This window comes from Variovorax sp. Varisp46, from assembly GCF_059491885.1.
In genome coordinates this window covers 789,814-815,060 of record NZ_CP168515.1, presented here as the reverse complement: position 1 = coordinate 815,060, position 25,247 = coordinate 789,814, and the positions used below count along the sequence as shown (strand labels likewise).

The window sequence follows — 25,247 nt, the reverse complement described above, 5'->3', positions numbered from 1 at the left end:
TTGCATCTGTCTGCACCGTCGGCCCGACGCGCCGACCCGCTCCCTTCAACACCGCCGCACGCATTCCCGACGGCGCGTGCGGGCGAACCCGGTTGACAGGATTTGATGGATTTGTGATATTTATGATCATAAATCTCCACCCACCATGCCACCTAAGCCCAAACCCCCTCTGACACGCGACAAGCGCGTGAAACGCTCCGACCAGGTCGTCAACGGTATTAAGCGCTGGATCGTCCAGACCCAGCAGCAGGTCGGCGGCAAGCTGCCGCAAGAAAAAGAACTGATCGAGCAGATGGGCGTCTCGCGCGGCACGGTGCGCGAGGCGCTGGCCGCGCTGCAGGTGCAGGGGCTGGTGGCCATCAGCACTGGGCCCAACGGCGGCGCCACGCTCACGCAGACCACGTACGACCAGTGTCTGGAAGCGGTGTCCAACTTCCTGTACTTCCAGCCCGTCGACATCACCACGCTGTATGCGCTGCGCCGCGTGGTCGAGCCCGAACTGGCCGCCAACGTGGCCACTCGCCTGGACGAAGCAGACCTGGCCGAGCTCGAGGCGCTGATCGGCCACAGCCATCCGGCGCACGGAGGCAGCGAAGACTGGAACGAGCGCCGCGAGGCCGACCTGCTGTTCCATGACCGGTTGATCGACGCCTGCAGCAGCCCCTTCCTGGGGCTGGTCTGCCGCCTGCTCAACGACGTCATCCGGCGGGTGATCATCGTGCGCCACGCGCTGCCGGAGTTCGATCGTTTCGACGAAGAAATCATGCACAGCCACACCGATCTGCTGGACGCGCTGCGCGCCCGCGATCCCGAGCGCGCGCGCGAAATCATGCGGGTACACATGGAGCACGCCGAAGCACTGGCCCTTGAAGCCGAGTCCCGCGTCGACCGGGGCAGCCTGCTGATGAGCAACAGCACGAGCGGCTGACCTCGACGGCGGCGCGGACCACCGCGGCCGCAGCCACATCACTCCCCTTCTTTTTTCATCCCGGTCGCGCCGGGGTGCGGGGTTTCCTTTGCCTGAATTTTCTGGAGCCTGAACACACATGATGAATCCGCAACAAGCGCTCTGGCAGCTGGGCGCCGTCGACATTGCCGCCGCCGTGCGCCGGCGCGACGTGTCCTGCCGCGAGGTCACGGCCAGCGTGCTGGCACGCATCGCGCAACTCAACCCGCAGACCAATGCCTTGGCGGAAGTGCTGGCCGAGGAAGCATTGGCCGCCGCCGATGCCGCCGACCAGCGCACGCACCGCGGCGATGAGCTGGGCCCGCTGCACGGCGTGCCGGTCAGCATCAAGATCAATGCAGACCAGGCCGGCCACGCGACGACCAACGGCGTGATACCGCTGCGCGACCACATCGCCCGCGAAGATTCGCCGGTGGTGGCGCACTGGCGCAAGGCCGGCGCCATCATCGTCGGGCGCAGCAACACGGCCACCTACTCGTCGCGCTGGTTCACCGACAACGGCTTGCACGGGCGCACGCTGAACCCGTGGGATGCAGCCATCACTCCGGGAGGCTCCAGCGGCGGCGCGGCGTCCGCGGTGGCCAGCGGCATGGGCGCACTGGCGCACGGCAACGACATCGGCGGCTCCATTCGCTACCCGGCCTATGCCTGCGGCGTGCTCGGGCTGCGTCCCACGGTCGGCCGTGTGCCCGCCTACAACCCGAGTGCGACGGCCGAGCGGGGCATCACGCCGCAACTCATGTCGGTGCAAGGACCGCTGGCGCGCAACCTGGCCGACCTGCGCCTGGGCTACGAGGCAATGGCACGAGGCGACGCGCGCGACCCCAACTGGGTGCCGGTGCCGCACGAGCTGCCCCGGCCCGCGGGCCCGATCCGGGTGGCGCTGTTCAGGCGTTCGCCCGGCATTCCCGTCGACCCGGCCGTCACCGCGGCATTGAACGATGCCGCGCGCTGGCTGCAGCAAGCCGGCTACGAGGTGGTCGAAGCCGAACTGCCTTTCTTCAACGAGGCGGCCGCCCTGTGGCGCACGCTGACGGTCGATGACAGCCGCCGCAACATCATCGCGGGCGTCGAGCAGCACGGCGACGAAACCATGCAGCGAAGCCAGCGGCATCTGTTGGCCGGCATGCCCGAGACCGATCGCGACGGCTTTCTCGATGCGCTGGCGCGGCGCCAGACCTTGGTTCGCAGCTGGTCGGTCTTTCTGCAATCGCATCCGCTGGTGCTGATGCCGGTGTCATGGCAGCGCCCCTGCCCGCAAGACGAAGACGCCGGCACGCTGGAACAGGCACGTGCGCTGATCGATGCCCAGAGCCCGCTGCTGGCGACCGCCGCGCTGGGCATGCCCGGCCTCTCGGTGCCCACAGGCATGGCGGGTGGCGTGCCCATCGGCGTGCAACTGCTGGCCTGGCGCTTTCGCGAGGACCTGCTGCTCGAAGCAGGCCAGGTGCTTGAAAGCGCCGCGCAGTTTTTGCCCTTCACCACTCGCTGATTCCTTTCCATCCTCGTCCCTCGTCCCCGCTCTCCCTCACTTCCATCAGGAGCTTTCCCATGAGTCAACACAACCCCGCTTCCGCGGCCCCGCTTTCGCGTCGCACCCTGCTGGCAGGTGCCGCCATCGGCATGGGCCTGGGCTGCATGCTGCCGGCGGCGGTGCAGGCGCAAACCGTCAATCGCATCATCGTGCCGTTCCCGGCCGGCGGCCCGGCCGACTTCATGGGCCGCCTGCTGGCGGAAAAACTGAAGGACGAACTCGGCCGCACCGTCATGATCGACAACCGCCCCGGGGCCGGCACCCGCCTGGCGGCCGAGGTGTTGAAGAACGCGCCGGCCGACGGGGCCACCGTGCTGCTCGCGCCAGTGGACCCGATGTTCATCGGCCCGGCGATCTACGCCAACATGCGCTTCAATCCGGCCACCGATTTCAAACCGATCACCGACGTGACCGGCGTTCAGTTCGGCATTGCTGTCAGCGCGGCGTCGCCGATCAAGACACTAGCCCAGTTCGTCCAGACCGCCAAGGCAAACCCGGACCACGGCTCGATCGGCATCACCACGGTGGGTTCGCTGCTGCACTTCCTGGCCATGGACTTCGTGGCCGTGTCGCGCTCGGGCTCCACGCTGGTGCCTTACCGCGGCGGTGCACCGATGGTCACTGAGCTTCTCGGCGGCCAGGTGAGCTCGGGCATGGACGCCACGACCACGCTCACCGAATACCACCGCGCCGGAAAGCTTCGCGTGCTGGCCGTTGCCGGCGACAAGCGCGCCGACAGCCTGCCCGATGTGCCCACCTTCGCCGAAGCTGGGTACCCGACGTTGGTGGCCTCGTCGCGCTACGTGCTCTACGCCCACGCCAACATGGCGCCCGCCACCATCGCCCAATGGAACCAGGCCGTGCGCAAGGTACTGGCCATGCCCGACGTGCGCGACAAGCTGGGCCGCGTGGGCTACGACCTGCTGCCCGGTGGCTCCACCGAAGAGGTCGTCCGCTACACCGACGCATTGGCCGCGCGCTGGCTGCCGATCATCAAGGCTTCGGGCTACAAGGGCGACTGAACAAGGCCACGCGCTTCGAGAAGCGCAGACGAAAAAAAAACCCCGCCGAACCCGGCGGGGCTTTTTTGCATGCGAATGCGAAGGCGCGCTTACAGCTTCTGCTGCTGCATGAAGCGGTCGAACGTGCCTTCCGTGTAGCGGAACCAGGCGTTCTGGTCAGCCAGGAATTTCGACCAGTCGCTGTAGATCTTCTTCCACTCGGGGTTGCTGTTGTTCAGGTCCGAGTAGATCTGCTGGGCCGACTTGAAGGCGGCGTTCATCACGTCCTGCGAGAACGGGCGCAGCTTGGTGCCCGAGCCTACGAGCTGCTTCAGCGCGATAGGGTTCTTGGCGTCGTACTTGGCCGTCATCGTGATGTTGGCATGCGCGGCAGCAGCCTCGACGACCGCCTTGTAGTCGGCCGACAGGCCTTCCCATGCCTTGGTGTTGATGTAGAAGTCGAGCTCGGGGCCGCCTTCCCACCAGCCGGGGTAGTAGTAGAACGGGGCGATCTTGTTAAAGCCCAGCTTCTGATCGTCGTACGGGCCGACCCATTCGAGGCCGTCCAGCGTGCCCTTTTCGAGCGCCGGGTACAGGTCGGCACCAGGGATCGATTGCGGGATCACGCCGAAGGGCTCGAGCACCTTGCCTGCGAACGGGTTGGTGCGGAACTTCAGGCCCTTCAGGTCGGCAACCGACTTGATTTCCTTGCGGAACCAGCCGCCCATCTGCGCGCCCGTGTTGCCGCCCGGCAGGTTGATGATGTTGTACTTGGCGTAGAACGCACGCATCAGCTTCAGGCCGTTGCCTTCGTACATCCATGCGTTCTGCTGGCGGGTATTCATACCGAAAGGCACGGCGCAGCCGAGGCAGAAGGTCGGGTCCTTGCCGTAGAAGTAGTACGGGGCCGTGTGGGCCATTTCGACCGAGGCGTTCTGCACGCCGTCGACCACGCCGAACGCGGGCATCAGCTCGCCACCCGCGTGCACGGAAATCTGGAACTTGCCGCCCGTCATGTCGCTGACGCTCTTCGCGAACACTTCGGCGGTGCCGAAGATGGTGTCCAGCGACTTGGGAAAACTCGACGCCAGGCGCCAGCGAACGGTGGCCTGCGCGTGAACCGCGGGTGCGATGCCGGCGGCCAGAACGCCCGCGATGCCGGCGTTTTTGATGAGGGAACGACGATCCATTGATAGCTCTCCGAGTTCTTGGAATAAAACAAAACGCGGCTTGTGGCCGCGTCGGGGACTGTGTAAGTCTTCTTGATTGTAAAAACGCGCTTACAGGGCTCGGCGGGGGTTTACCCTGCGCCCGAAATGAAGCGCTCGCGGATCGAGGCTTCGATGCCGGGCGCGTCGAGCCCGATGCTCGCCAGCAGCTTCGCCGGATCGCCGTGTTCGATGAAGCGGTCGGGCAAGCCGAGCTGCAGCACCGGTTTCTGGATGTTGGCAGCCTGCAGCGCCTCGAGCACCGCACTGCCCGCGCCGCCCATGGTGGCGCCCTCTTCCAGCGTGACGATGGCGTCGTGCGTGCCCGCGACCTTCAGCAGCAGTTCGACATCGAGCGGCTTGGCCCAGCGCATGTTGACCACCGTGGCGTCGAGCGGCTCGGCCGCAGCAAGCGCGGGATACAGCAGCGTGCCGAACGCGAGGATGGCGATGCGCCTGCCTTCGCGGCGGATCTCGCCCTTGCCGAAGGGCAAGGCCTCGAGCGTGAGATGCGGCGCAGCGCCGGCGCCCGCTCCGCGCGGATAGCGCACGGCCACCGGATGGTTCTGCTCGTAGGCGCTGGTCAGCAGCTGGCGGCATTCGCGCTCGTCGGCCGGGCAGGCAATGCTCATGTTCGGAATGCAGCGCAGGAACGGAATGTCGTACGCGCCCGCGTGCGTGGCGCCGTCCGCGCCCACGAGGCCCGCGCGGTCGAGCGCGAACACCACCGGCAGGTTCTGGATCGCCACGTCGTGGATCAGCTGGTCGTACGCGCGCTGCAGGAAGGTCGAGTAGATCGCGACCACAGGCTTGAGCCCCTCGCAGGCCAGGCCGGCCGCGAAAGTCACGGCGTGCTGTTCGGCGATGCCGACGTCGTAGTAGCGGTCGGGAAAGCGCTTCTCGAACTCCACGAGTCCCGAGCCTTCGCGCATCGCGGGCGTGATGCCCACCAGCCGGCCATCGGCGGCGGCGGTGTCGCACAGCCACTGGCCGAACACCTGGGTGAATGTCTGCTTCACCACCGCAGCGGACTTGACCAGCCCCACCTGCGGATCGAACTTGCCGGGGCCGTGGTAGGCGACAGGATCGGCCTCCGCGAGCTTGTAGCCCTGCCCCTTCTTCGTGACCACGTGCAGGAACTGCGGGCCCTCGAGGTGCTTGAGGTTCTCGAGCGTGGGCACCAGCGAGTCGAGGTCGTGGCCGTCGATCGGGCCCACGTAGTTGAAGCCGAACTGCTCGAACAGCGTGGCCGGCACGACCATGCCCTTGGCATGCTGCTCCAGCCGCTTGGCCAGCTCGAACAGCGGCGGCGCGTTGCGCAGCACGCTCTTGCCGACGCTCTTGGCCGCGGCGTAGAAGTTGCCGCTCATCAGCTGCGCGAGGTAGCGGTTGAGCGCGCCCACGGGCGGGCTGATCGACATGTCGTTGTCGTTCAGGATGACGAGCAGCTTGCAGTCGCACACGCCCGCGTTGTTCAGCGCCTCGAAGGCCATGCCGGCCGTGAGCGCGCCGTCGCCGATGATGGCCACGGCATGGCGGTCTTCGCCCTTCTGCTTGGCGGCCATGGCCATGCCGAGCGCGGCGGAGATGCTGGTCGACGAATGAGCGGTGCCGAAGGTGTCGTACTCGCTCTCGGTGCGCTGAGGAAAGCCCGAGATGCCGCCGATCTGCCTGAGCGTAGGCATGCGCTCACGCCGGCCCGTGAGGATCTTGTGCGGGTAGGTCTGGTGGCCCACGTCCCACACCAGCCGGTCGTGCGGCGTGTTGAACACGTGGTGCAGCGCGACGGTGAGTTCGACCGTGCCGAGGTTGGAGCTCAGGTGGCCGCCGGTGCGCGAGACGTTGTCGAGCACGCAGGCGCGCACCTCGTCGGACAGTTGGCGCAGCTGGGCCCGGTCGTATTTGCGGATCGGCGAGGGGTCGTGGAGTGTGGGAAGCAGCGGAGCCATGGGAAGGTTTGTACTTTTCTCTCAGCGATCGCGATCGACCACCATGTGGGCCAAAGCGCGCAGCGCTGCGGTGTCGGGCAGGCCGCTGCGGGCCAGCGCGGCCAGCGCGTCGGCCAACAGCTGGCGGGCCTGGGCGCGCGCGCCGTCGAGGCCCAGAAGGGACACGTAGGTGGGCTTGTCGGCAGCGGCATCCTTGCCGGCGGTCTTGCCCAGGGTGTGCGAGTCGGCCGTGACGTCGAGGATGTCGTCGACCACCTGGAACGCCAGGCCGATGGCCGCGCCATAGTCGCGCAGCGCGGCCAGTGCCGAGCCGGCGAGGGAGCCGCAGGCAGCGCCCATCTCGACGCTGCCCTGCAGCAGCGCGCCGGTCTTCAGGCGGTGCATTTCGCGCAGCTGTGCTTCATTCAACGCAATGCCGACGCTGGCCAGGTCGATGGCCTGGCCGCCAGCCATGCCCTGGCTGCCCGCGGCCCGGGCAAGCAGTCGGCACAGCTGGGCCTGGGTGGCAGCGGGAATCTCGTCGCCGTCGGGCGTGAGCAGTTCGAAGGCCAGGGCCTGCAGCGCATCGCCGGCCAGCAGGGCGTCGGCCTCGCCGAATTTCACGTGCACGGTGGGCTTGCCGCGGCGCAGCACGTCGTTGTCCATGCACGGCAAGTCGTCGTGCACCAGCGAATAGGCGTGGATCAGCTCGGTGGCGCAGGCCGCGCGCAGGGCGGCGGCCTGGTTGCCGCCGACGGCCTCGCTGGCCGCGAGCACCAGCAAGGGCCGCAGGCGCTTGCCGCCATCGAGTACGGCGTAGCGCATGGCATCGCCCAGCAGTACGGGCGCATCGACGCCGACCCAGCGCGACAAGGCCGCCTCGACGTTCGCCAGATGGGGGTCGCTCCAGCCGGCGAGCGTGCGGGCGTCCCAATGGCTGGAATTCAGCGCGGCGGCGCTCATTCAGGCGTCCAGACCTTGAGGCTGCCCGAATCGAGCACCTTGATCTGGTCTTCGACCGCCTGCAGCTTGTCGCGGCAGAAAGCGAGCAGCGCCGCACCTCGCTGGTAGCTCACGAGCAGCTGGTCGAGGGGCAGCTGGCCCGATTCGAGTTCCGCCACCAGTTGCTCCAGTTCCTGGAGTCCGGCTTCGTAACTGGCAGGCAGCGGGCCGGTATCGGGCGTTGCCGCCGGGCTGGACGAGGAAGGGGGAGGCACCTTGGGCATGCAAGCGAAACGTGGGTGAAACCGGGCATTTTAGGACTGGGAGCAGAACAACCGTGCGGCCGTCCCTCCAGACGAGCCGCGCCCACCCTCGAGCGGTGCCCGATTGCACGCGGCCAAGCCGGGTGAAGAGCCGGGGGACAAAAAATGCCCCCCGGGTACAATGCGAACTTCTCTCGTTGGCGACGTCAACACACTCTTCGGGCCGTCGAGCCTCCCGGACGGCGCCTTTCCGTTCTTTCCTTTTTTTCTCCCTGTGGGGAGCTTGGTCAGGTCCTCCATGTCTGATTTAAGTCTTCAACTGCAGCAGGCCGCGAGCCAACTTCCAGTTTCCGCGTATTTCGACGAGGCACTCTATGCCCGCGAAATGCAGAACCTTTTTTCGCGAGGGCCCCGCTATGTCGGCCATCGCCTGGCCGTGCCCGAAATGGGCGACTTCCACACCTTGCCGCAGGAGCACCAGGGCCGTGCGCTGGTTCACACACCCAAGGGCGTGGAGCTGATCTCCAACGTCTGCCGCCACCGCCAGGCCCTGATCCTCCAGGGCCGGGGCCGGCTCGACAACCAGGCCGGCGGCAACATCGTCTGCCCGCTGCACCGCTGGACCTACGCCGCAAGCGATTCGCGCACCACCGGCACGCTGATCGGCGCCCCGCATTTCGAGCAGGACCCCTGCCTGAACCTGCACAACTACCCGCTGACCGAATGGAACGGCCTTCTGTTCGAGAAGAACCCGGATGGCTCAGGCCCTGACGTGGCGGCTGACATGGCCGGCCTCGGGCCGCAGGCCGATCTCGATTTCAGCGGCTATGCGCTCGACCGCGTCGAACTGCACGAGTGCAACTACAACTGGAAGACCTTCATCGAGGTCTACCTCGAGGACTACCACGTTGGCCCGTTCCATCCGGGACTGGGCAGCTTCGTCACCTGCGACGACCTGCGCTGGGAGTTCAAGCCCCGCTATTCGGTGCAGACGGTGGGCGTGGCCAACCGCCTGGGCCGCGCGGGCAGCCCGATCTACCAGAAGTGGCAGGAGCAACTGCTCAAGTACCGCGACGGCAAGCCGCCGAAGTACGGCGCCATCTGGCTCACCTACTACCCGCATGTGATGGTCGAGTGGTATCCGCACGTGCTCACGGTGTCTACCCTGCACCCCGTGAGCCCGACGAAGACGCTCAACATGGTCGAATTCTTCTACCCCGAGGAAATCGTCGCGTTCGAGCGCGAGTTCGTCGAAGCCCAGCAGGCCGCCTACATGGAAACCTGCGTGGAAGACGACGAGATCGCCGAGCGCATGGACGCCGGCCGCCGCGCGCTGATGCTGCGCGGCGACAACGAAACGGGCCCTTACCAGAGCCCGATGGAAGACGGCATGCAGCAGTTCCACGAGTGGTATCGCAGCGCGATGCAGAACGCCTGAGTCGATGACAGCCGCATCGACGGGTGTGATGGAAACACCGCGGAACCGGCTTTGCCGGGCCGCTGGTGTTGCCCCCGGTGAGGGGGTAGGAGAAGCGACACGAAGTGCGCGAAGCCTGGGGGAGAGTAGATAGTGCAAGCGCTCTGGATGGTGCTCGGCGCCTTTTTGTTCGCCACGATGAGCGTTGTCGTCAAGGTGGCCTCGGCGTGGTTCAACAGCGGCGAGATGGTGCTGGGCCGCGGCCTCATCGGCATCGTCTTCCTCTGGCTCCTGGCCCGCAACCGCAGCGTCTCCCTGGCCACCCGCTACCCCGGCATGCACGCCTGGCGCAGCACCATCGGCGTGGTCTCGCTGGGCGCGTGGTTCTATGCCATCGCCCACATGCCGCTGGCCACCGCCGTCACGCTCAACTACATGAGCAGCGTGTGGGTCGCGGCCTTCCTCGTCGGCGGTTCGCTGCTGGCGTGGGTGCCGGTGCCCGGGCGCGACGGGCGCGTGGAACGCCCGCCGCTGCAGGGCGCGCTGGTGCTGACCGTGCTGGCGGGTTTCGCGGGCGTGGTGCTGATGCTCAAGCCCAGCGTCAACGCCAACGAAGGCTTCGCGGGCATGCTGGGCCTGCTGTCGGGCCTCACGGCCGCCTTTGCCTACATGCAGGTGGTGGCGCTGTCGCGCATCGGCGAGCCCGAACTTCGCACGGTCTTCTACTTCGCGGTGGGCTCGGCCGTGGCCGGTGGCATTGCCACGGCGACCACCGGGTTTTCGGACGGCGGTGCATGGACGTGGCAGCATGCGCTGTGGCTGCTGCCCATTGGCTTGCTGGCCGCCCTCGGACAACTCTGCATGACCCGCGCCTACGCAACCGCCAAGACCGCAGCCGGTACGCTGGTGGTGGCCAACCTGCAGTATTCGGGCATCGTGTTTGCTGCGTTCTACAGCGTGGTGCTGTTCAACGACCGCATCGATGCCACCGGCTGGGCCGGGATGGCGCTCATCATCGCGAGCGGCATTGCCGCAACCGTGTTGCGACAGCGGGCGGTGCCCAAGGCGCCGGCCGAAGAGCACTGAACGACATAAATACATTCTCGATTTCGAAGGAGCACACGCCATGTACACCACCCTCATCTCCGTCGAACAACTCCAGCAATTGCAAGCGGGCGACACGCCCTTGATGGTGTTCGACTGCAGCTTCGACCTCATGAAGCCCGAAGCGGGCGCGCAGCAGTACGCCGCCGCCCACATTCCGGGCGCCCTGTACGCCAACCTCGACACCGACCTCAGCGCCAGGCACGGCGTCCCGGGTGCACACGGCGAGGTGGTGGTGGCGCAGGAAGACGGCGTGCCCGCATCGGGCGGGCGCCACCCGCTGCCCAGCCGCGAAAAGTTCGCGGCGTGGCTGTCGAGCATCGGCTTCGCCAACGGCATGCAGGCCGTGGTGTACGACCGCAACGGCGCCAACTACTGTGGCCGCCTATGGTGGATGCTCAAGTGGATGGGCCACGAGGCTGTGGCCGTGCTCGACGGCGGCCTGCAGGCCTGGCAGGCCGCGGGCGGCGAAGTCACCGACCGCGAGGAGCCCGCGCGCTTCCAGTCGAACTTCGTCGCGGGCGAACCCATCGCGAAGCTCGTGACCACCGACACCGTGGTGCGCCGGCTCGGCCAGCCTGACCAGAACCTGATCGATGCACGCGCCGGCGCACGTTACCGCGGCGAGGTGGAACCTCTGGACCCGATTGCCGGTCACATCCCCGGGGCCCTCAACCGGCCCTTCGCCGACAACCTCGGCCCCGACGGCAAATTCAAGCCGGCATCGCAATTGCGTGCCGAGTTCGAAGCGCTGCTCGCGGGACGCGACGCGGCGACCGTCGTCCACCATTGCGGCAGCGGCGTGAGCGCCGTGCCGAATCTGCTCGCCATGCAGATCGCGGGGTTCGGGACGACCGCGCTCTATGCCGGCAGCTGGAGCGAGTGGAGCAACACGCCGGGGCTGCCGACCCGGCAAGGCGCTGAACCATGACATTGATGACGACGAGTCGACCATTCCGGAGCTTCCAACGCACCGCGGGACTCGCAATCGCCGCCGCGCTCTTCGCGGCGGCCCCGTTCCTCCCGGCACAGGCCCAGCAGCAGCACGCCCACGTGCACGGCCAGCTCAAGCTCGACGTGGCCGTCGACGGCCCCACGGTGGTGATCGACATGGAGTCGCCCCTGGACAACATCATCGGCTTCGAACGCGCACCCAAGACCGATGCCGAGAAGAAGCTCGTCGAAGAGGCCGTCGCCCAGCTGCGTGCGGCCGACAAGCTCTTCATCGTCGACCCCGCCGCCAACTGCAAGCTCGGACCGGTCGACCTGCGCTCAGGCGCGCTGGGCCTGGGCAACCCCGACCCCGCCGAGCCCGTCGGCCACGCCGACCTCGACGCCACTTTCTCCTTCAACTGCACCAACGCGGCCGCCGCGAAGTTCATCGACCTCAACCTGTTCGGTGCATTCAAAGGCTTGCGCCAGATCGACTCGCAGATTGCCACGGCGCAGGGACAGTTCAAGCGCCAGCTGAAGCGCCCTGCCGGTGCGCAAGCCGCCCAGCCCGTCCGCCTGAGCTGGGGCAAGTAAGGCTGTGAGTACCTCCCTGCAGGCCGAGCCGTCGCCCTTGCGCGTCGTGCTCGCAGCCGAAGCATTGCGCTTCGCATGGCCCCGCGTGAAGAAACCGTGCATCGACATCGAGGCCTTTCGCATCACCGCGGGCGAATCGGTGTTCCTGCACGGCCCGAGCGGCTGCGGCAAGAGCACGCTGCTGTCGCTGCTGGCCGGCGTGCTGGTGGCCGACGAAGGCCGGGTCACGCTGCTCGGACACGACTGGTCGAAGCTCTCGGGCGCCGCACGCGACCGCAGCCGCGTGGCCCATGTGGGCTACATCTTCCAGCAGTTCAACCTGCTGCCGTACCTGAGCGTGATCGACAACGTACTGCTGCCCTGCCGCTTCTCGCAGCGGCGCGAGGCGAATGCATCGCGCAACGGCAGCTCGCGCGACGAGGCCGAGCACCTGCTCGACCAGATGGGCCTCGACCGCAACCTGTGGAAGCGCCAGGCCGTTCAGCTGTCGGTCGGGCAGCAGCAGCGCGTGGCCGCCGCGCGCGCACTCATCGGCCAGCCCGAGGTGGTGATTGCCGACGAGCCCACCTCCGCGCTCGACGAAGACCGGCGCGAAGCCTTCCTCGACGTGCTGCTGACAGCCTGCGCCGAGCACCACAGCGCGCTGGTGTTCGTGAGCCACGACCAGCGCATCGCGCAGCGCTTCGCGCGGCATGTGCTGCTGCCCGAGATCAACCGTGCGGCCACCAGCGCGATGGCGGTGGACGCATGAAGGCACTCTTCTCCATTGCATGGCACAGCGCCTGGAACCGGCGCTTCACGCTCGCGCTTACCGTGTTCTCGATCGCACTGTCGACCTTTCTTCTTCTGGGTGTCGAACGCATCCGCACCGAGCTGCGCGAGAACTTCTCATCGTCCGTCTCGGGCACCGACCTGATCGTAGGCGCGCGCACCGGCTCGACGCAGTTGCTGCTGTACTCGGTGTTCCGCATCGGCGCGGCCACCAACAACATCTCGTGGAAGAGCGTGCAGGCCCTGTCCGCGCACCCGGGTGTCGACTGGGTGGTGCCGCTGTCGCTCGGCGATTCGCACCGCGGCTTCGCGGTGCTGGCCACGTCCACCGACTACTTCACGCACTTCCGCTACGGCGACAGGCAGACGCTGAAGCTGCGCGAAGGCAAGCCCTTCAGCGAGCTGTTCGATGCGGTGGTGGGCGCCGAAGTGGCCGACAAGCTCGGCTACCGCGTGGGCCAGAAGATCACCCTCGCCCACGGCAGCGGCGAACTCAACGTGGCCGAGCATGCGGACAAGCCCTTCACCGTGGTGGGCGTGCTCGCGCGCACCGGCACGCCGGTCGACCGCACGGTGCACATCGGCCTCGCCGCGATGGAGGCCATCCACCTCGAATGGGTGGGCGGCGCGCCGATGCCGGGCGTGCACATTCCGGCCGAGCAGGTACGCAAGTTCGACCTCACGCCCAAGAACGTGACGGCCGCGCTGGTGGGCCTGAAGAACCGCGCCGCGGTGTTCGGCGTGCAGCGATGGATCTCGACCTATACCGGCGAACCGCTGATGGCCATCCTGCCCGGCGTGGCGCTCGACGAGTTGTGGAGCGTGATCGGCATCGGCGAGAACGCGCTGCTGCTGATGTCCGCGCTGGTCGCTCTGGTCAGCCTCGCGGGGCTGGTCTCGGTGGTGATGGCCGGCCTCAACGAACGCCGCCGCGAACTCGCCGTGCTGCGCGCCGTGGGCGCTGGCCTGCGCCATGTGCTGGCGCTGCTCGCGCTCGAAGGCGCGATGGTCACCGTGCTCGGCGTGGCCTTCGGCGTGGTGATGGCTGTGCTGGGCATCACCCTGCTCTCGCCATGGCTGCAGTCGCAGTTCGGACTGACACTGAGCCTCTCGGAACCTACACTGAACGAATGGCTGCTGATGGCAAGCCTGCTGGCGGCCGGATGGCTGGCAAGCCTCTTGCCCGGCATCCGCGCCTACCGCCTCTCCCTTGCCGACGGCCTCTCACCGAGAATTTGAATCATGCCCATCGCACACACGACGTCCAAAAGCAAAGCTTTCATCCGGCTTTCGATGCTGCTCGCAGGCACCGGCCTTGCCGCCGCCGCCTGGGCCGTGGAGCCTGCACCCAAGGACACCACCGCCAACAACCCGCTGGGTGGCAAGGCAACGCCAGCCGCGCCCAAGGCCGTGCCGGGCCAGCCGCGCCAGATCACCTGGGAAGAACTGGTGCCCAAGGACTGGGACCCGGCGAAGGAATTCAAGGGCATGGACCTGAGCGCGCTCGACGACGGCGACCCGCGCGCCAACGAGATGCTCATGAAGATGCAGGAGGTGTCGAACAACGCGCCGACCAATCCTGCGATGAACGGCACCGAAGTCAGGATCCCCGGCTTCATCGTGCCGCTCGAGGAAGCCAAGGGCGAAGTCACCGAGTTCCTGCTGGTGCCTTACTTCGGCGCCTGCATCCACACGCCGCCGCCGCCGGCCAACCAGATCCTGCACGTGGTGCCGCAGAAGGGCGCCAAGTTCCGCGCCATGGACACGGTATGGGTCACCGGCAAGCTGCAGACCCTGCGCAACGATTCGATGATGGGCGTGAGCGGCTATCACGTGAGTGCCACCAGCGTCACCAAGTACACGGGCGGCGCCAAGTAGCCGCAGCAAGGCAGCGGCCTCCTGGCCGTGTGGTTCTGCGCCGACAGGCTTGACCGCGCAGAACCGACACAGACCGTTGCATCCGGGGCGCAGGCTTTGTCATCGCCTGCCGCCGCGCACCGTTGAAAGAGTTCCGGGCCGACGCCGGCGCCCACATGGAACTCCAGATGACAAAAACCCATCGCCCAACGGTCCCGCGGCTCCTGACGATTTCGGTGTGCATCGGCGCACTCGCCATCGCAGGCTGCGACAAGCCAACCAGCACGCCGACCGCTGCCGTCGACCCCGCCGCATCGTCCATTCCCGCGCCGTCGGTGCCGCAGAACAACGCGCCTGCAGCCGTGCCAGTGGCCTATGTGCCACCCTCGGCCGACCAGCTCTACCAGATGGTCGCGCCCATTGCGCTGTACCCCGACAAGCTGGTCGCGCAGATCCTGGCCGGCGCCACCTACCCCGAGCAGATCACCGCCGCGCACGACTGGCTCGCGCAGAACCGCGGCCTCAAGGCCGGACCGCTGGCCGATGCAGCCAACCAGCAGCCCTGGGACCCTAGCGTGAAGTCGCTCACCGCCTTCCGCAGCGTGGTCGACCAGATGGCCGCCAACATCCCGTGGACCGAGTCGCTGGGCAAGGCCTACTACAACGACCCGACCGACGTGATGAACGCGATCCAGGTCATGCGGCAACGCGCGGCCAAGGCCGGCCGGCTCAAGAACAACGACAAGCTGCGCGTGGTCAGCGCGGCGACGCCACAGAACTACGCGCCCGTGCCCGATTCACAAGCCGCGTACTACAGCGGCCCCGCGGTGATCGAACCGCCGCCGCAATACATCACCATCGAGCCCGTGCAGCCCGACGTGGTGTATGTGCCGGCCTATGACCCGCAGGTGATCTACGGCACGCCGCAGCCGGTGTACCCCGGCTATGCGTATGCGCCGCCGGTCGAGGTGGCGCCGGGCTACAGCCAGGGCCAGATGATTACGGCCGGCGTGCTCGCGTTCGGCGCCGGCGTGGTGGTCGGTGCGGCGCTGGAGCGGCACGACTGGGGCTGGCATTCGTGGAACGTGAACTGGGGCGCGCCGGGTTGGCGCGCCCGAGACCGCGGCGCACCGCCGCCCCCGGCCTACCGCCCGGCCGTGGTCTACAACAACAACACCTACATCTCGCGCTCGACCACGGTGGTCAACAACGTGAACAACGTGCGCACCGTCTACAACAACAACGGCGGCGCACCGCGCGGGCTGCCGGCCGGCGCCGCGGCACCCAACTTCGCGACCGCTCCGGGCTTCGCGCCGCAGCAGCAACAGCAGATGCAGCAACAAGCCGCGCTGGCCCAGCAGCAGCAACAACAGCAGGCCCGCCAGCAGGAGGCCCTGCTTCGCCAGCAGCAGATGCAGCAACAGGCGCAGCAGCGCTCGCAGCAGCAGGCGCAACAACAACAGGCGCAGCAGCTTCACGCGCAGCAACTGCAGCAACAGCAGCAGCAGCAGCAGGGGCGGCAAGCACAGCTTCAGCAACAGCAGCAGGACCAATTGCGTCGACAACAAGCGCAGCAGGCAGAACAACAGGCGCATCAGCAGCAGCACCCGCCGGCGCGCCTCGCGGGCCAACCGCCGGGAGCACAGCAGCAGCAGGCGCAGTTGGAGCAGTCAAGACGCCAGCAGATGCAGCAACAACAGCAGGCACAACAGCAAGCGCGAGCGCAGCAGCAGGCCCAGTTGCAGCAACAGCAACAGCAACAACAGGCACAGGTCCAGCACCAACGGGAGCAGCAGCAACAGGCGCAGAACCAGGCGCGCCAGCAGCGGCAGGCACAGATGGAGCAAATGCGTCAGCAGCAGGCGCAACAGCAAGCCGCGCACCAGCAACAGCAGCAACAACAGGCCCAGATCCAGCACCAACGGGAACAGCAGCAACAGGCGCAGAACCAAGCGCGCCAGCAGCAGCAGCAGCAGCAGGCACAGATGGAGCAGATGCGCCAGCAACAGGCGCAACAGCAAGCCGCGCACCAGCAACAGCAGCAACAGGCGATGCAGATGCAACAGCAACGCCAACAACAACAGGCGCAGCAACAGCAGGCAGCGCAGCAGCACGCCCAGCAACAGGCGCAACAGCAACAACAGCGCGTGGCGGCGGCAGCAGCAGCAGCAGCGGCCCATCGCCCGCCCCGTCACGGCGAACCAGGGCAGCCGCAAGAGCGTCCCTGAGCGGCGAGCCGGCTAACGCATGCCGGCTCTTTTCAGAACCTGTCAGTTCTTGCCGATTTCGGTCAGCAGCCGCGTGACGAGGTAGATGCGCGGCACGATCGAATCGACTTCGATGTACTCGTCGCGTGCGTGATAGCCGAAGCCCGCGAGGCCGAAGCTCTCGACCACCGTTGCCTTGCCCGAACGGCCCGCATAGCCCGCATCGGTGCCGCCGCCGGTCATCGGCGTCAGCGCGAGCTCGCGGTCGATTTCCTTGTAGATGGCCTGCGCCTTCTCGGCCAGCGCGCGGCCCTTGTCGCCCGCGATGAAGGCCGGGCGGCCCACTTCCACCTTCACCGTGGTCTCGGTGTCGGGAATCAGCTTGCCGGCGGCGATCTTGGCCTGCAGCGCTTCGTTGAGCTTCTTCTCGGCGCCCGGCTGCGTGATGCGGATGTCGCCCAGCGCCTGCGCCTTCTCGGTGATCTGGTTGATGGGGCCGGTGGCGCGTGCCACGGTCCAATTGAGCGTCACGCCGGGAATGTCCTTGGCGAGGTCCTTGGTCTGCAGCATCTGGTACGACAGTTCGTACAGCGCGTTGCGGCCCAGTTCGGGCGCGGCACCGGCATGCGCGGCGCGGCCCTTCACCTCCATCGTTGCCTGTGCGATGCCGGCCGCGCCCAGGAGCAGCGACTCGCCCTTGGCCACCGATTTCGCCACCGTCGGTTCAAAAGACAGCACCGTGTCGTGCTGGTCGGCCATGGTGGCGATCAGTTCGCCGGAGCCGACCGAGCCCACTTCCTCGTCGGGATTCATCAGCACGGTGAGCGTGTCGTAGTCGCGCCAGCCGGCGTCGGCCAGGATCTTCAGCGACGCCAGCATCACCGCGAGGCCGCCCTTGTCGTCGGCGATGCCGGGGCCGTAGATGCGGTTGCCGTCGACCTTGTAGGGCTGGCTGTTCAGGATGCCGGGCGCGTACACCGTGTCCATGTGACCCTGCAGCATGATCTTGCGCTTGCCCGTGCCCTTGAGGGTGCCGATGACGAGGTCGGCGCCCGCTCCGGCCGTGGCCTTGCGGCGCTCGGTCTTGAAGCCGGCGGCCTTCAACCGCCCTTCCACCACGTCAGCCATCTTGAGCAGGCCGTCGACGTTGAGGCTGCCCGATTCGATCAGCACCATCTCCTTGAGGTTGTCGATCACGGCGGGCTGCGCCTTCTCGGCGGCGGCGAGCAGCTTGGCGTCGGGTGCGGCGTGCGCAGCGCCGAGCACCAGGCTGCAAGCCACGGCAATCGAGCAGCGAGCGAAGAAGGAAGAACGCATGGTCATGATGTTCGGTTTCCGAGTGAATGGCGACGGCAAGCATAGCGGGGCAAGGCGCCGGCCGCGCGCAAATCGGAGACACCCGGCGCCGCGCGAGAACGCTGCTCAGCGCTTGGCCCGAGCCGCGGTCTTCTTCGCGGCCCCGGTCTTGCGAGGCGCCTTCAACGCAGGCGCCTCGCGCGCAGATTGCATGTGCCCGCTCTCGCCGATGGTCATGCCCACGATGCGCGCAAGCTGGCGGCTCACGCTGATATAGGCGTGGCCCAGGCGGCTGTCGAAGTACAGCGAGTCGCCCTTGGCCATGCGCACCACCTCGCCGTTGTCGAAGTGCACCTCGATCTCGCCCGACAGCACATAGGCGAACTCCTCGCCGCCGTGCCGCACGAAGTCTTCCGGGCCGTGGATCTTGCGGGCGTGCACCGTGCCGACGATGGGGCTCATCTGCTTGCCCGCCGCGGTGGTGCCGAGGAACTCGTAGGCGATGGAAAGCCCCTTGTAGACCACGCCCTTGCCCGCGCGCGTGACCACCGGCCCGTCGAGCTGCGCGGGCTTGACGCCGGCGCCGGCGAACATGGCGTTCATGTCCATGTCGAGAGCGCGGCCCAGCGCCGTGAAGTTCTCGTAGCCCAGCGCGAGCTGGCCGCGCTCGGCGCGCGAGATGGTGGTGATCGACACGCCCGAGCGCTCGGCCAGCTGAGCCAGCGTCCAGCCGAAGCGCTTGCGCGCAGTGCGCAGGCGGTTGCCGAAGGTGACGCGGTCCAGCGTGGGCGGCTCGTCCCTGGGCTTCGTGCCCGTCTTGGTCCCTGTGTGTGGATTCACGCTTGGCTTCCTCTTGTGGTGCCGGAGATTCTGCCAGCCGGGGCGCGCGCCATCCATGCCAACCCGCGTGACGCAGGCGCGGAAGTTGCGTATACGCAAATTGCGTGAACGCAAATTTCACCAGCACGGTGCATCATGGTTTCCCCTTGGCACCTCTGAATTAATTTGCGTATCCGCAAATTTCTTCCTACACTTTTCGTCGATGACTTCCAGCACTGCAGAGCCCATCGTGGCTGACTTCCTCGTGATCGGCGGCGGCATCGCCGGGGCCTCGGTGGCCCACTGGCTCGCGCCGCACGCCCGCGTGATCCTTCTCGAACGCGAATCGCAACCCGGCTACCACTCCACCGGCCGCTCCGCCGCCCTCTTCATGGAAAGCTACGGCACCGCGCAGGTGCGTGCCCTCACCATGGCGAGCCGGGCCTTCCTCGAACACCCGCCCGAAGGCTTCAGCGAGCACCCGCTGCTCACGCCCCGCGGCGCGATGATGGTCGCGGGCGCCGACCACATGGCCGAGCTCGAAGCCCACTGGCAGGTGCTGCGCGACATGAACACCGGCGCCTCGCGCCTGAGCGGCGAAGAGGCGCGCGAGATGGTGCCGGCCTTGCGTCCCGAGCAGGTGCAAGGCGCCGTCTACGAGCCTGATGCGTCCGACATGGACGTGCACGCCATCCACCAGGGCTATCTGCGCGGCATGCGGCGCGCGGGCGGCAAGCTGGTGTGCGATGCGGGCGTGACGGCCATTCAACGTGTGGGCGACCGCTGGCGCGTGGAAGCCGGCGGCGCGATGTACGAAGCGCCCGTGGTGCTCAACGCGGCCGGTGCATGGGTCGACACCATCGCGCGCATGGCCGGCGTGCCGCCGCTGGGCATCGAGCCGCGCCGGCGCTCGGCGTTCATCTTCGCGCCACCCGATGGCCAGAGCGTGGCTCACTGGCCGATGGTGTTCGGCGCCGACGAGGGCTGGTACATCAAGCCCGACGCCGGCATGCTGCTCGGCTCGCCGGCCAATGCCGATCCGGTCGAGCCGCAGGACGTGCAGCCGGAGGAGATGGACATCGCCATCGCCATGCATCGCATCGAGGAAGCGACCACCCTCGCCATCCGCCGCCCCACGCGCACCTGGGCCGGCCTGCGTTCCTTCGTGGCCGACGGCGATCTCGTCGGCGGCTTCGAACCCGGCGTGCCCGGCTTCTTCTGGGTGGCTGCGCAGGGTGGCTACGGCATCCAGACATCGGCCGCCATGGGCGAGGCCTGCGCCGCGCTGGCGCGCGGGCTGCCGCTGCCAGAGCGCATCGCCTCCTTCGGGCTCACGGCGGAAATGCTGGGCCCGCAGCGGTTGCGCACGGCCGCGGGCTGAGCCCGGCCCGCCTCCGACAACAAACACAAACCCACCCCACGAGGTCCGACCATGCGCGTCTTCAGTGCTTCCCTTGCCACCGAAACCAACACCTTCGGTCCGATGCCGACAGGCCTCGCCTCCTTCAAGGACCGTGGCTACTTCCCCGCCGGCAAGCACCCCGAGGCGATGACGCTGTTCTCGGGCCCGCTGTGGGCCGCACGGATGCGCGGCGCCGACAAGGGCTGGACGCTGTTCGAAGGCATGGTGGCCGGCGCGCAGCCCAGCGGCACGACCACGCGCCACGCCTACGAGACGCTGCGCGACGAGCTGCTCGACGACCTGCGCGCGGTGCTGCCGGTCGACATGGTGCTGCTCGGCCTGCACGGCGCGATGGTGGCCGACGGCTACGACGACTGCGAGGGCGACCTGCTGGCGCGCGTGCGGCAGATCGTCGGGCCCGACGTGGTGATCGGCGCGGAGCTCGACCCGCACAACCACCTCACGCCGCAGATGATCTCCAACGCGAACGTGATGATCTCCTTCAAGGAGTACCCGCACACCGACGTGCTCGAACGCGGGCTGGAGCTGGTCGACATCTGCGCCGCCACGGTCGAGGGCAAGGTGCGGCCGGTGCCCGCGGTGGTCGACTGCGACATGATCGTCACGGTCCACACCTCGCGCCAGCCGGCGCGCGGCTTCGTCGAGCGCATGCAGTCGCTCGAGGGCAAGGACGGCGTGCTCTCGATCTCGCTCACGCACGGCTTCTCGTGGGGCGACGTGCCCGAGATGGGCACCAAGGTGCTGGTCTACACCGACGGCGACAAGGCGAAGGCCGACCTGCTGGCGCGCCAGCTCGCCGACGAGGTCATCGCCATGCGCGACGGTCTCACCGTCAACTACCCAGGCATCGATGCATCGCTGGACGAGGCCCTGGCCTTCGACGGCGGGCCGGTGGTGATCTCCGACGGCGCCGACAACCCCGGCGGCGGCGCGGCCAGCGACTCCACCTTCATCCTGCGCCGCATGGTCGAGCGCGGCATCACCAATGCGGCGCTGGGCCCGCTGTGGGACCCGATCGCGGTGCGCATCGCCTTCGACGCGGGCGTGGGCGCGAAGCTGCCGATGCGCCTCGGCGGCAAGATCAGCCCGCTGTCGGGCGACCCTCTCGATGTCGAATGCACCGTGAAGGCGCTCAAGCACGACCTGGTGATGACCGGCCTGGCCGGCACGCCCACGCTGATGGGCGACAGCGCGCTGGTCGAGGCCAACGGCATCGACATCGTGCTGATCACGCTGCGCAACCAGGCGATGGGCACCGACCTCTTCACGCAGCTGGGCTGCGACCTCGCCGCCAAGAAGATCATCGTCGTGAAGTCTTCCCAGCATTTCTACGCGTCGTATTCCAAGGTGGCGAAGCACGTCATCTACGCAGGCGCACCGGGCGCCGTCACGCTCGACCTGAACACGCTGCCGTATCGCAAGGCCCGCCTGCCGAAATGGCCGATCGGCGTCGCGGCCTGAGCCCTTCCTTCTTTTTTTTGCTGCCTGCCCTCACCGGAGAACCGACGATGAAACGACGGACGCTTGGCGCTCTCGCCGCCCTGGCCCTTTCCACCGCCTTCGCGGCGAGCCTTCCCGCACATGCCCAGACGCCGCAGCCCAAGACGCTGAAGGTGGTGGCGCATGCCGACCTGAAGATCCTCGACCCGACCTTCACCACCGCCTACATCTCGCGCAACTTCGGCTACATGGTCTACGACACGCTCTTCGCGCAGGACGCGAACGGCAAGCCGCAGCCGCAGATGGTGGAGAAGTACACCGCCTCGAAGGACGGCAAGCAGTGGAGCTTCACGCTGCGCCCCAACCTCAAGTTCTCCGACGGCAGCGCCGTCACCTCGGCCGACGCGGTCGCCTCGTTGCAACGCTGGGCCGCACGCGACAGCCTCGGCCGCGCCATGACGGCCAGCGGTGCCGAGTGGAAGGCCACCGACGCGCGCAGCTTCACGCTCACGCTCAACGAGCCCTTCGGGATGGTGCTCGACGCGCTGGCCAAGCCCTCGGGCTTTCCGCCGGTGGTCCTGCCCGAGCGGCTGGCGAAGATGCCGGCTACCGCGCCGCTGACCGAAGTGCTGGGCTCCGGCCCCTTCATCTTCAAGCGCGACGAATGGGTGCCGGGCAACAAGGCGGTGTTCGTGCGCAACCCCAACTACGTGGCGCGCAGCGAGCCGCCGAGCGGCCTGGCCGGCAGCAAGAAGAGCAGCTTCGATCGCGTCGAGTGGCTCTACCTGCCTGACGCCAACAGCGCCGTGGCCGCCCTCAAGCGCGGCGAGGTCGACATCATCGAGCAGCTGCCGCCCGACTACATCACGCCGCTGCGCACCGACACGGGCGTGAAGATCGGCTCCGGCGGCGCCTACCAGGGCTTCCTGGTGATGAACCAGCTGCATCCGCCCTTCAACAACCCGAAGGTGCGCCAGGCGCTGCTGCAGGCCGTGAGCCAGGAGCGCTTCATGGCGGCCATGGGCTTCCCGCTGGACATGCGCATGGCCTACTGCGCCACCTGGTTCATCTGCGGCAGCCCCAACGACACCGCGGCCGGCGCCGAGCCCTACCGCAAGGCCGACGTCGCCAAGGCCAAGAAGATGCTCGCCGACGCCGGCTACAAGGGCGAGAAGGTGGTGCTGCTGGTACCCAGCGACGTGCCCTACCTGAACGCCGAGGCGCTGATGGCCGCGCAGACGATGAAGAGCATCGGCCTGAACGTCGACGCCCAGACCATGGACTGGGCCTCCATCGGCGCGCGCCGCGCCAAGCGCGACGCTGGCGATGCCGGCGGCTGGAACATGTACGTCACCGTGGCCGGCGAGTTCGATGCCAACTCGCCCATCAGCAACGCCTACCTGAGCGCGGCCTGCGGCAACACCCTGCCCGGCTGGCCCTGCGACAAGCAGCTGGACGAGCTGCGCACCGCATGGCTGAAGGAGACCGTGCCCGCCAAGCGCAAGGAACTGCTCGACGCGTTCCAGGCCCGCGCGTATGAAGCCGTGCCGTACATCAATGCGGGCCAGTACTCGGCCGCCTTCGCCGCGCGCACCAGCCTGAAGGGGCTGGACAAGCTCTGGTCCGGCATGCCGACGGTCTGGGCGCTCGACAGGCAATAGGGATTCGAGGGCACCGCCATGGGCTACATCGTTCGACGCTTCATCGCGACCCTGCCCGTCATGGCGGTGGTGGCCGTGGTGGTGTTCCTGCTGATCCACCTGTCGCCCGGCGACCCGGCCGCGCTCATCGCGGGCGACCTCGCCACCACGGAAGACATCGAGAAGCTGCGCGCCGCGCTCGGCCTGAACCTGCCGCTGTGGCAGCAGTTCGGGCTGTGGATCGGCAAGCTCTTCACCGGCGACCTGGGCACCTCGATCTTCACGCAGATGCCGGTCACGCAGCTGCTGGGGCAGCGCCTGGAGCCCACGGTGTCGATCGCGGCGCTGACCATGCTCATCACGCTGGTGGTGTCGGTGCCGCTGGGCACGCTGGCGGCCTACCGCGCGGGCAGCTGGATCGACCGGCTGGTGATGCTGTTCGCGGTGCTGGCCTTCTCGGTGCCGGTGTTCCTCGTGGGCTACCTGCTGGTCTACAGCTTCGCGATCCAGCTGCCGTGGTTTCCGGTGCAGGGCTACGTGCGCTTCGCCGAAGGCCCGGGCGAGTGGCTGCGCTCGCTGGTGCTGCCCTGCGTGAACCTGGCGCTGGTCTACATCGCGCTGGTGACGCGCATGACGCGCGCCACCGTGCTCGAGGTGCTGCACGAGGACTACATCCGCACCGCCCGCGCCAAGGGCCTGGGCGTACTGCCGGTGCTGGGCCACGCGCTGCGCAACGCGGCCATTCCCATCGCCACCACCGTGGGCGCGGGCATCGCGCTGCTGATCGGCGGCGTGGTGGTCACCGAGACGGTGTTCGCCATTCCCGGCGTGGGCCGGCTGGTGATCGACTCGGTGCAGCGCCACGACTACCCGGTGATCCAGAGCGTGCTGCTGCTGTCGGCCGGGGTGTACGTGCTGATCAACCTGCTGATCGACCTGAGCTACCGCCTGTTCGATCCGCGCATCCAGTACTGAACAAACATGTCCACGGTCCTCCCCATGAGCGAGATCGACGCGCCCGCCCCCACGGTGCCGGATGCACACGGCGACACCCCCTTCGTGCCGCCGCGCTGGCGCTGGGCGCGCAAACACCCGACGCTGATCATCGGCGCACTGCTGCTGATCCTGATGGCAGCCCTCTCCATCGGCGCCCCCTGGGTCGCCACGCACGACCCGCAGGACATCGACCCTCTGATGCGCATGCAGCCGCCGTCGGGCGAGCACTGGTTCGGCACCGACGCGCTCGGCCGCGACGTGTTCAGCCGCGCCGTGTGGGGCGGACAGGTGTCGATGATCGTGGGTGCCACGGTCGCGGTGCTGGCCACTTTCTTCGGTGTCGTGCTCGGGCTGGTGTCGGGCTTCGTGCGCTGGGCGGACGGTCCGATCATGCGGGTGATGGACGGGCTCATGGCCATCCCCGGCATCCTGCTGGCCATCGCGCTGATGGCCGTGACGCGCGCCAGCCTGACGACGGTGATCGTCGCCATCACCGTGCCCGAGATTCCGCGCGTGGTGCGGCTGGTGCGTTCGCTCGCGCTCACGCTGCGCGAACAGCTGTATGTGGAGGCCGCGCACGCGGTCGGCACGCGGCTGCCGATGATCCTGCTGCGCCACGTGCTGCCGAACATCGTGGCGCCGCTGGTGGTGCAGGCCACCTTCGTGGCGGCGGCGGCGGTGCTGACCGAGGCGGCGCTGTCGTTCCTCGGCGTGGGCGTGCCGTCGCAGACGCCGAGCTGGGGCAACATGATGGCCGAGGGCCGCAACTTCGTGGCGGTGGCGTTCCACATCATCCTGTACCCGGGCCTGCTGCTGGCGGCCACGGTGCTGGCCATCAACCTGCTCGGCGACGGCCTGCGCGATGCGCTGGACCCGCGCCTGGCGCGGCAACTGTGAAGGGCATGCC

General features: G+C 67.7%; 22 protein-coding genes. 16 read left to right on the top strand and 6 right to left on the bottom strand.

Annotated elements, in window-relative coordinates:
- The first annotated feature begins 187 nt into the window (after nt 1-187).
- The 3 genes from ACEN9N_RS03755 (at nt 188) to ACEN9N_RS03745 (ending at nt 3,523) form a co-directional block, all read left to right on the top strand.
- On the top strand, nt 188-928 hold the full coding sequence (locus tag ACEN9N_RS03755) for a FadR/GntR family transcriptional regulator (protein WP_495655379.1): 741 nt from the start codon (nt 188-190) through the stop codon (nt 926-928).
- Nucleotides 929-1,046: 118 nt separating this feature from the next.
- Nucleotides 1,047-2,459, top strand: coding sequence for an amidase family protein (locus ACEN9N_RS03750; protein ID WP_495655378.1), 1,413 nt, complete (start codon nt 1,047-1,049; stop codon nt 2,457-2,459).
- A gap of 59 nt (nt 2,460-2,518) precedes the next feature.
- Nucleotides 2,519-3,523: a Bug family tripartite tricarboxylate transporter substrate binding protein gene (locus ACEN9N_RS03745; RefSeq protein ID WP_495655377.1), complete on the top strand. Its 1,005-nt coding sequence runs from the start codon at nt 2,519-2,521 to the stop codon at nt 3,521-3,523.
- Between the two features lie 89 nt (nt 3,524-3,612).
- On the opposite strand, the gene ACEN9N_RS03740 is transcribed toward ACEN9N_RS03745, so the two are convergent.
- The 4 genes from ACEN9N_RS03740 to xseB form a co-directional block, all read right to left on the bottom strand.
- Nucleotides 3,613-4,692 (bottom strand): TRAP transporter substrate-binding protein, encoded by a 1,080-nt coding sequence (locus tag ACEN9N_RS03740; RefSeq protein ID WP_413313388.1) that lies wholly within the window; start codon nt 4,690-4,692, stop codon nt 3,613-3,615.
- Nucleotides 4,693-4,802: 110 nt separating this feature from the next.
- A complete protein-coding gene (gene dxs / locus ACEN9N_RS03735) occupies nt 4,803-6,659 on the bottom strand; it encodes a 1-deoxy-D-xylulose-5-phosphate synthase (protein WP_007829285.1) in 1,857 nt (618 codons plus the stop codon).
- Nucleotides 6,660-6,680: 21 nt separating this feature from the next.
- Nucleotides 6,681-7,601, bottom strand: coding sequence for a polyprenyl synthetase family protein (locus tag ACEN9N_RS03730; protein WP_007829284.1), 921 nt, complete (start codon nt 7,599-7,601; stop codon nt 6,681-6,683).
- Nucleotides 7,598-7,864: an exodeoxyribonuclease VII small subunit gene (gene xseB, locus ACEN9N_RS03725; RefSeq protein ID WP_007829283.1), complete on the bottom strand. Its 267-nt coding sequence runs from the start codon at nt 7,862-7,864 to the stop codon at nt 7,598-7,600. Before xseB ends, ACEN9N_RS03730 begins: the two co-directional genes overlap by 4 nt.
- A gap of 277 nt (nt 7,865-8,141) precedes the next feature.
- Between xseB and ACEN9N_RS03720 the strand changes: the two genes are divergently transcribed.
- The 8 genes from ACEN9N_RS03720 to ACEN9N_RS03685 all read left to right on the top strand — a co-directional run bounded on the left by ACEN9N_RS03720 (nt 8,142) and on the right by ACEN9N_RS03685 (nt 16,747).
- A complete protein-coding gene (locus ACEN9N_RS03720; protein ID WP_007829282.1) occupies nt 8,142-9,281 on the top strand; it encodes an aromatic ring-hydroxylating oxygenase subunit alpha in 1,140 nt (379 codons plus the stop codon).
- A gap of 147 nt (nt 9,282-9,428) precedes the next feature.
- Nucleotides 9,429-10,346, top strand: coding sequence for a DMT family transporter (locus ACEN9N_RS03715; protein ID WP_413313528.1), 918 nt, complete (start codon nt 9,429-9,431; stop codon nt 10,344-10,346).
- A 40-nt stretch (nt 10,347-10,386) separates the two neighbouring features.
- A complete protein-coding gene (locus ACEN9N_RS03710; RefSeq protein WP_413313392.1) occupies nt 10,387-11,295 on the top strand; it encodes a sulfurtransferase in 909 nt (302 codons plus the stop codon).
- Nucleotides 11,292-11,891: a DUF2796 domain-containing protein gene (locus tag ACEN9N_RS03705; protein ID WP_007831140.1), complete on the top strand. Its 600-nt coding sequence runs from the start codon at nt 11,292-11,294 to the stop codon at nt 11,889-11,891. Before ACEN9N_RS03710 ends, ACEN9N_RS03705 begins: the two co-directional genes overlap by 4 nt.
- 4 nt (nt 11,892-11,895) lie before the next feature.
- On the top strand, nt 11,896-12,642 hold the full coding sequence (locus tag ACEN9N_RS03700; RefSeq protein ID WP_042673075.1) for an ABC transporter ATP-binding protein: 747 nt from the start codon (nt 11,896-11,898) through the stop codon (nt 12,640-12,642).
- Entirely contained in the window at nt 12,639-13,901 is a 1,263-nt protein-coding gene (locus ACEN9N_RS03695; protein WP_413749263.1) for an ABC transporter permease, read from the top strand. The genes ACEN9N_RS03700 and ACEN9N_RS03695 overlap by 4 nt, the downstream gene beginning before the upstream one ends.
- Nucleotides 13,902-13,904: 3 nt before the next feature.
- Entirely contained in the window at nt 13,905-14,540 is a 636-nt protein-coding gene (locus tag ACEN9N_RS03690; RefSeq protein ID WP_495655376.1) for a DUF3299 domain-containing protein, read from the top strand.
- A 167-nt stretch (nt 14,541-14,707) separates the two neighbouring features.
- Nucleotides 14,708-16,747: a DUF3300 domain-containing protein gene (locus ACEN9N_RS03685; RefSeq protein ID WP_495655375.1), complete on the top strand. Its 2,040-nt coding sequence runs from the start codon at nt 14,708-14,710 to the stop codon at nt 16,745-16,747.
- 42 nt (nt 16,748-16,789) lie between these two features.
- Here the strand turns inward: ACEN9N_RS03685 and ACEN9N_RS03680 are convergent, their stop codons facing one another.
- Together ACEN9N_RS03680 and ACEN9N_RS03675 are read right to left on the bottom strand one after the other, a co-directional pair.
- On the bottom strand, nt 16,790-18,049 hold the full coding sequence (locus ACEN9N_RS03680) for a M20/M25/M40 family metallo-hydrolase (RefSeq protein WP_413313395.1): 1,260 nt from the start codon (nt 18,047-18,049) through the stop codon (nt 16,790-16,792).
- 99 nt (nt 18,050-18,148) lie between these two features.
- Nucleotides 18,149-18,862 carry a helix-turn-helix domain-containing protein gene (locus tag ACEN9N_RS03675; RefSeq protein WP_495655374.1) on the bottom strand — a complete coding sequence of 238 codons (714 nt, stop codon included), beginning with the start codon at nt 18,860-18,862 and terminating at the stop codon, nt 18,149-18,151.
- 202 nt (nt 18,863-19,064) lie between these two features.
- Between ACEN9N_RS03675 and ACEN9N_RS03670 the strand changes: the two genes are divergently transcribed.
- From ACEN9N_RS03670 to ACEN9N_RS03650, 5 genes are read left to right on the top strand one after another with little or no spacing between them, the layout of a single operon-like run.
- Entirely contained in the window at nt 19,065-20,222 is a 1,158-nt protein-coding gene (locus ACEN9N_RS03670; protein ID WP_495655373.1) for an NAD(P)/FAD-dependent oxidoreductase, read from the top strand.
- Between the two features lie 51 nt (nt 20,223-20,273).
- On the top strand, nt 20,274-21,725 hold the full coding sequence (locus ACEN9N_RS03665) for a M81 family metallopeptidase (RefSeq protein ID WP_495655372.1): 1,452 nt from the start codon (nt 20,274-20,276) through the stop codon (nt 21,723-21,725).
- A gap of 47 nt (nt 21,726-21,772) precedes the next feature.
- A complete protein-coding gene (locus tag ACEN9N_RS03660; protein WP_495655371.1) occupies nt 21,773-23,365 on the top strand; it encodes an ABC transporter substrate-binding protein in 1,593 nt (530 codons plus the stop codon).
- Between the two features lie 18 nt (nt 23,366-23,383).
- Nucleotides 23,384-24,319, top strand: a complete 936-nt coding sequence (locus ACEN9N_RS03655; protein WP_007831166.1) for an ABC transporter permease — start codon at nt 23,384-23,386, stop codon at nt 24,317-24,319.
- Between the two features lie 24 nt (nt 24,320-24,343).
- Nucleotides 24,344-25,237, top strand: a complete 894-nt coding sequence (locus ACEN9N_RS03650; protein WP_413313530.1) for an ABC transporter permease — start codon at nt 24,344-24,346, stop codon at nt 25,235-25,237.
- Nucleotides 25,238-25,247 lie beyond the last annotated feature (10 nt).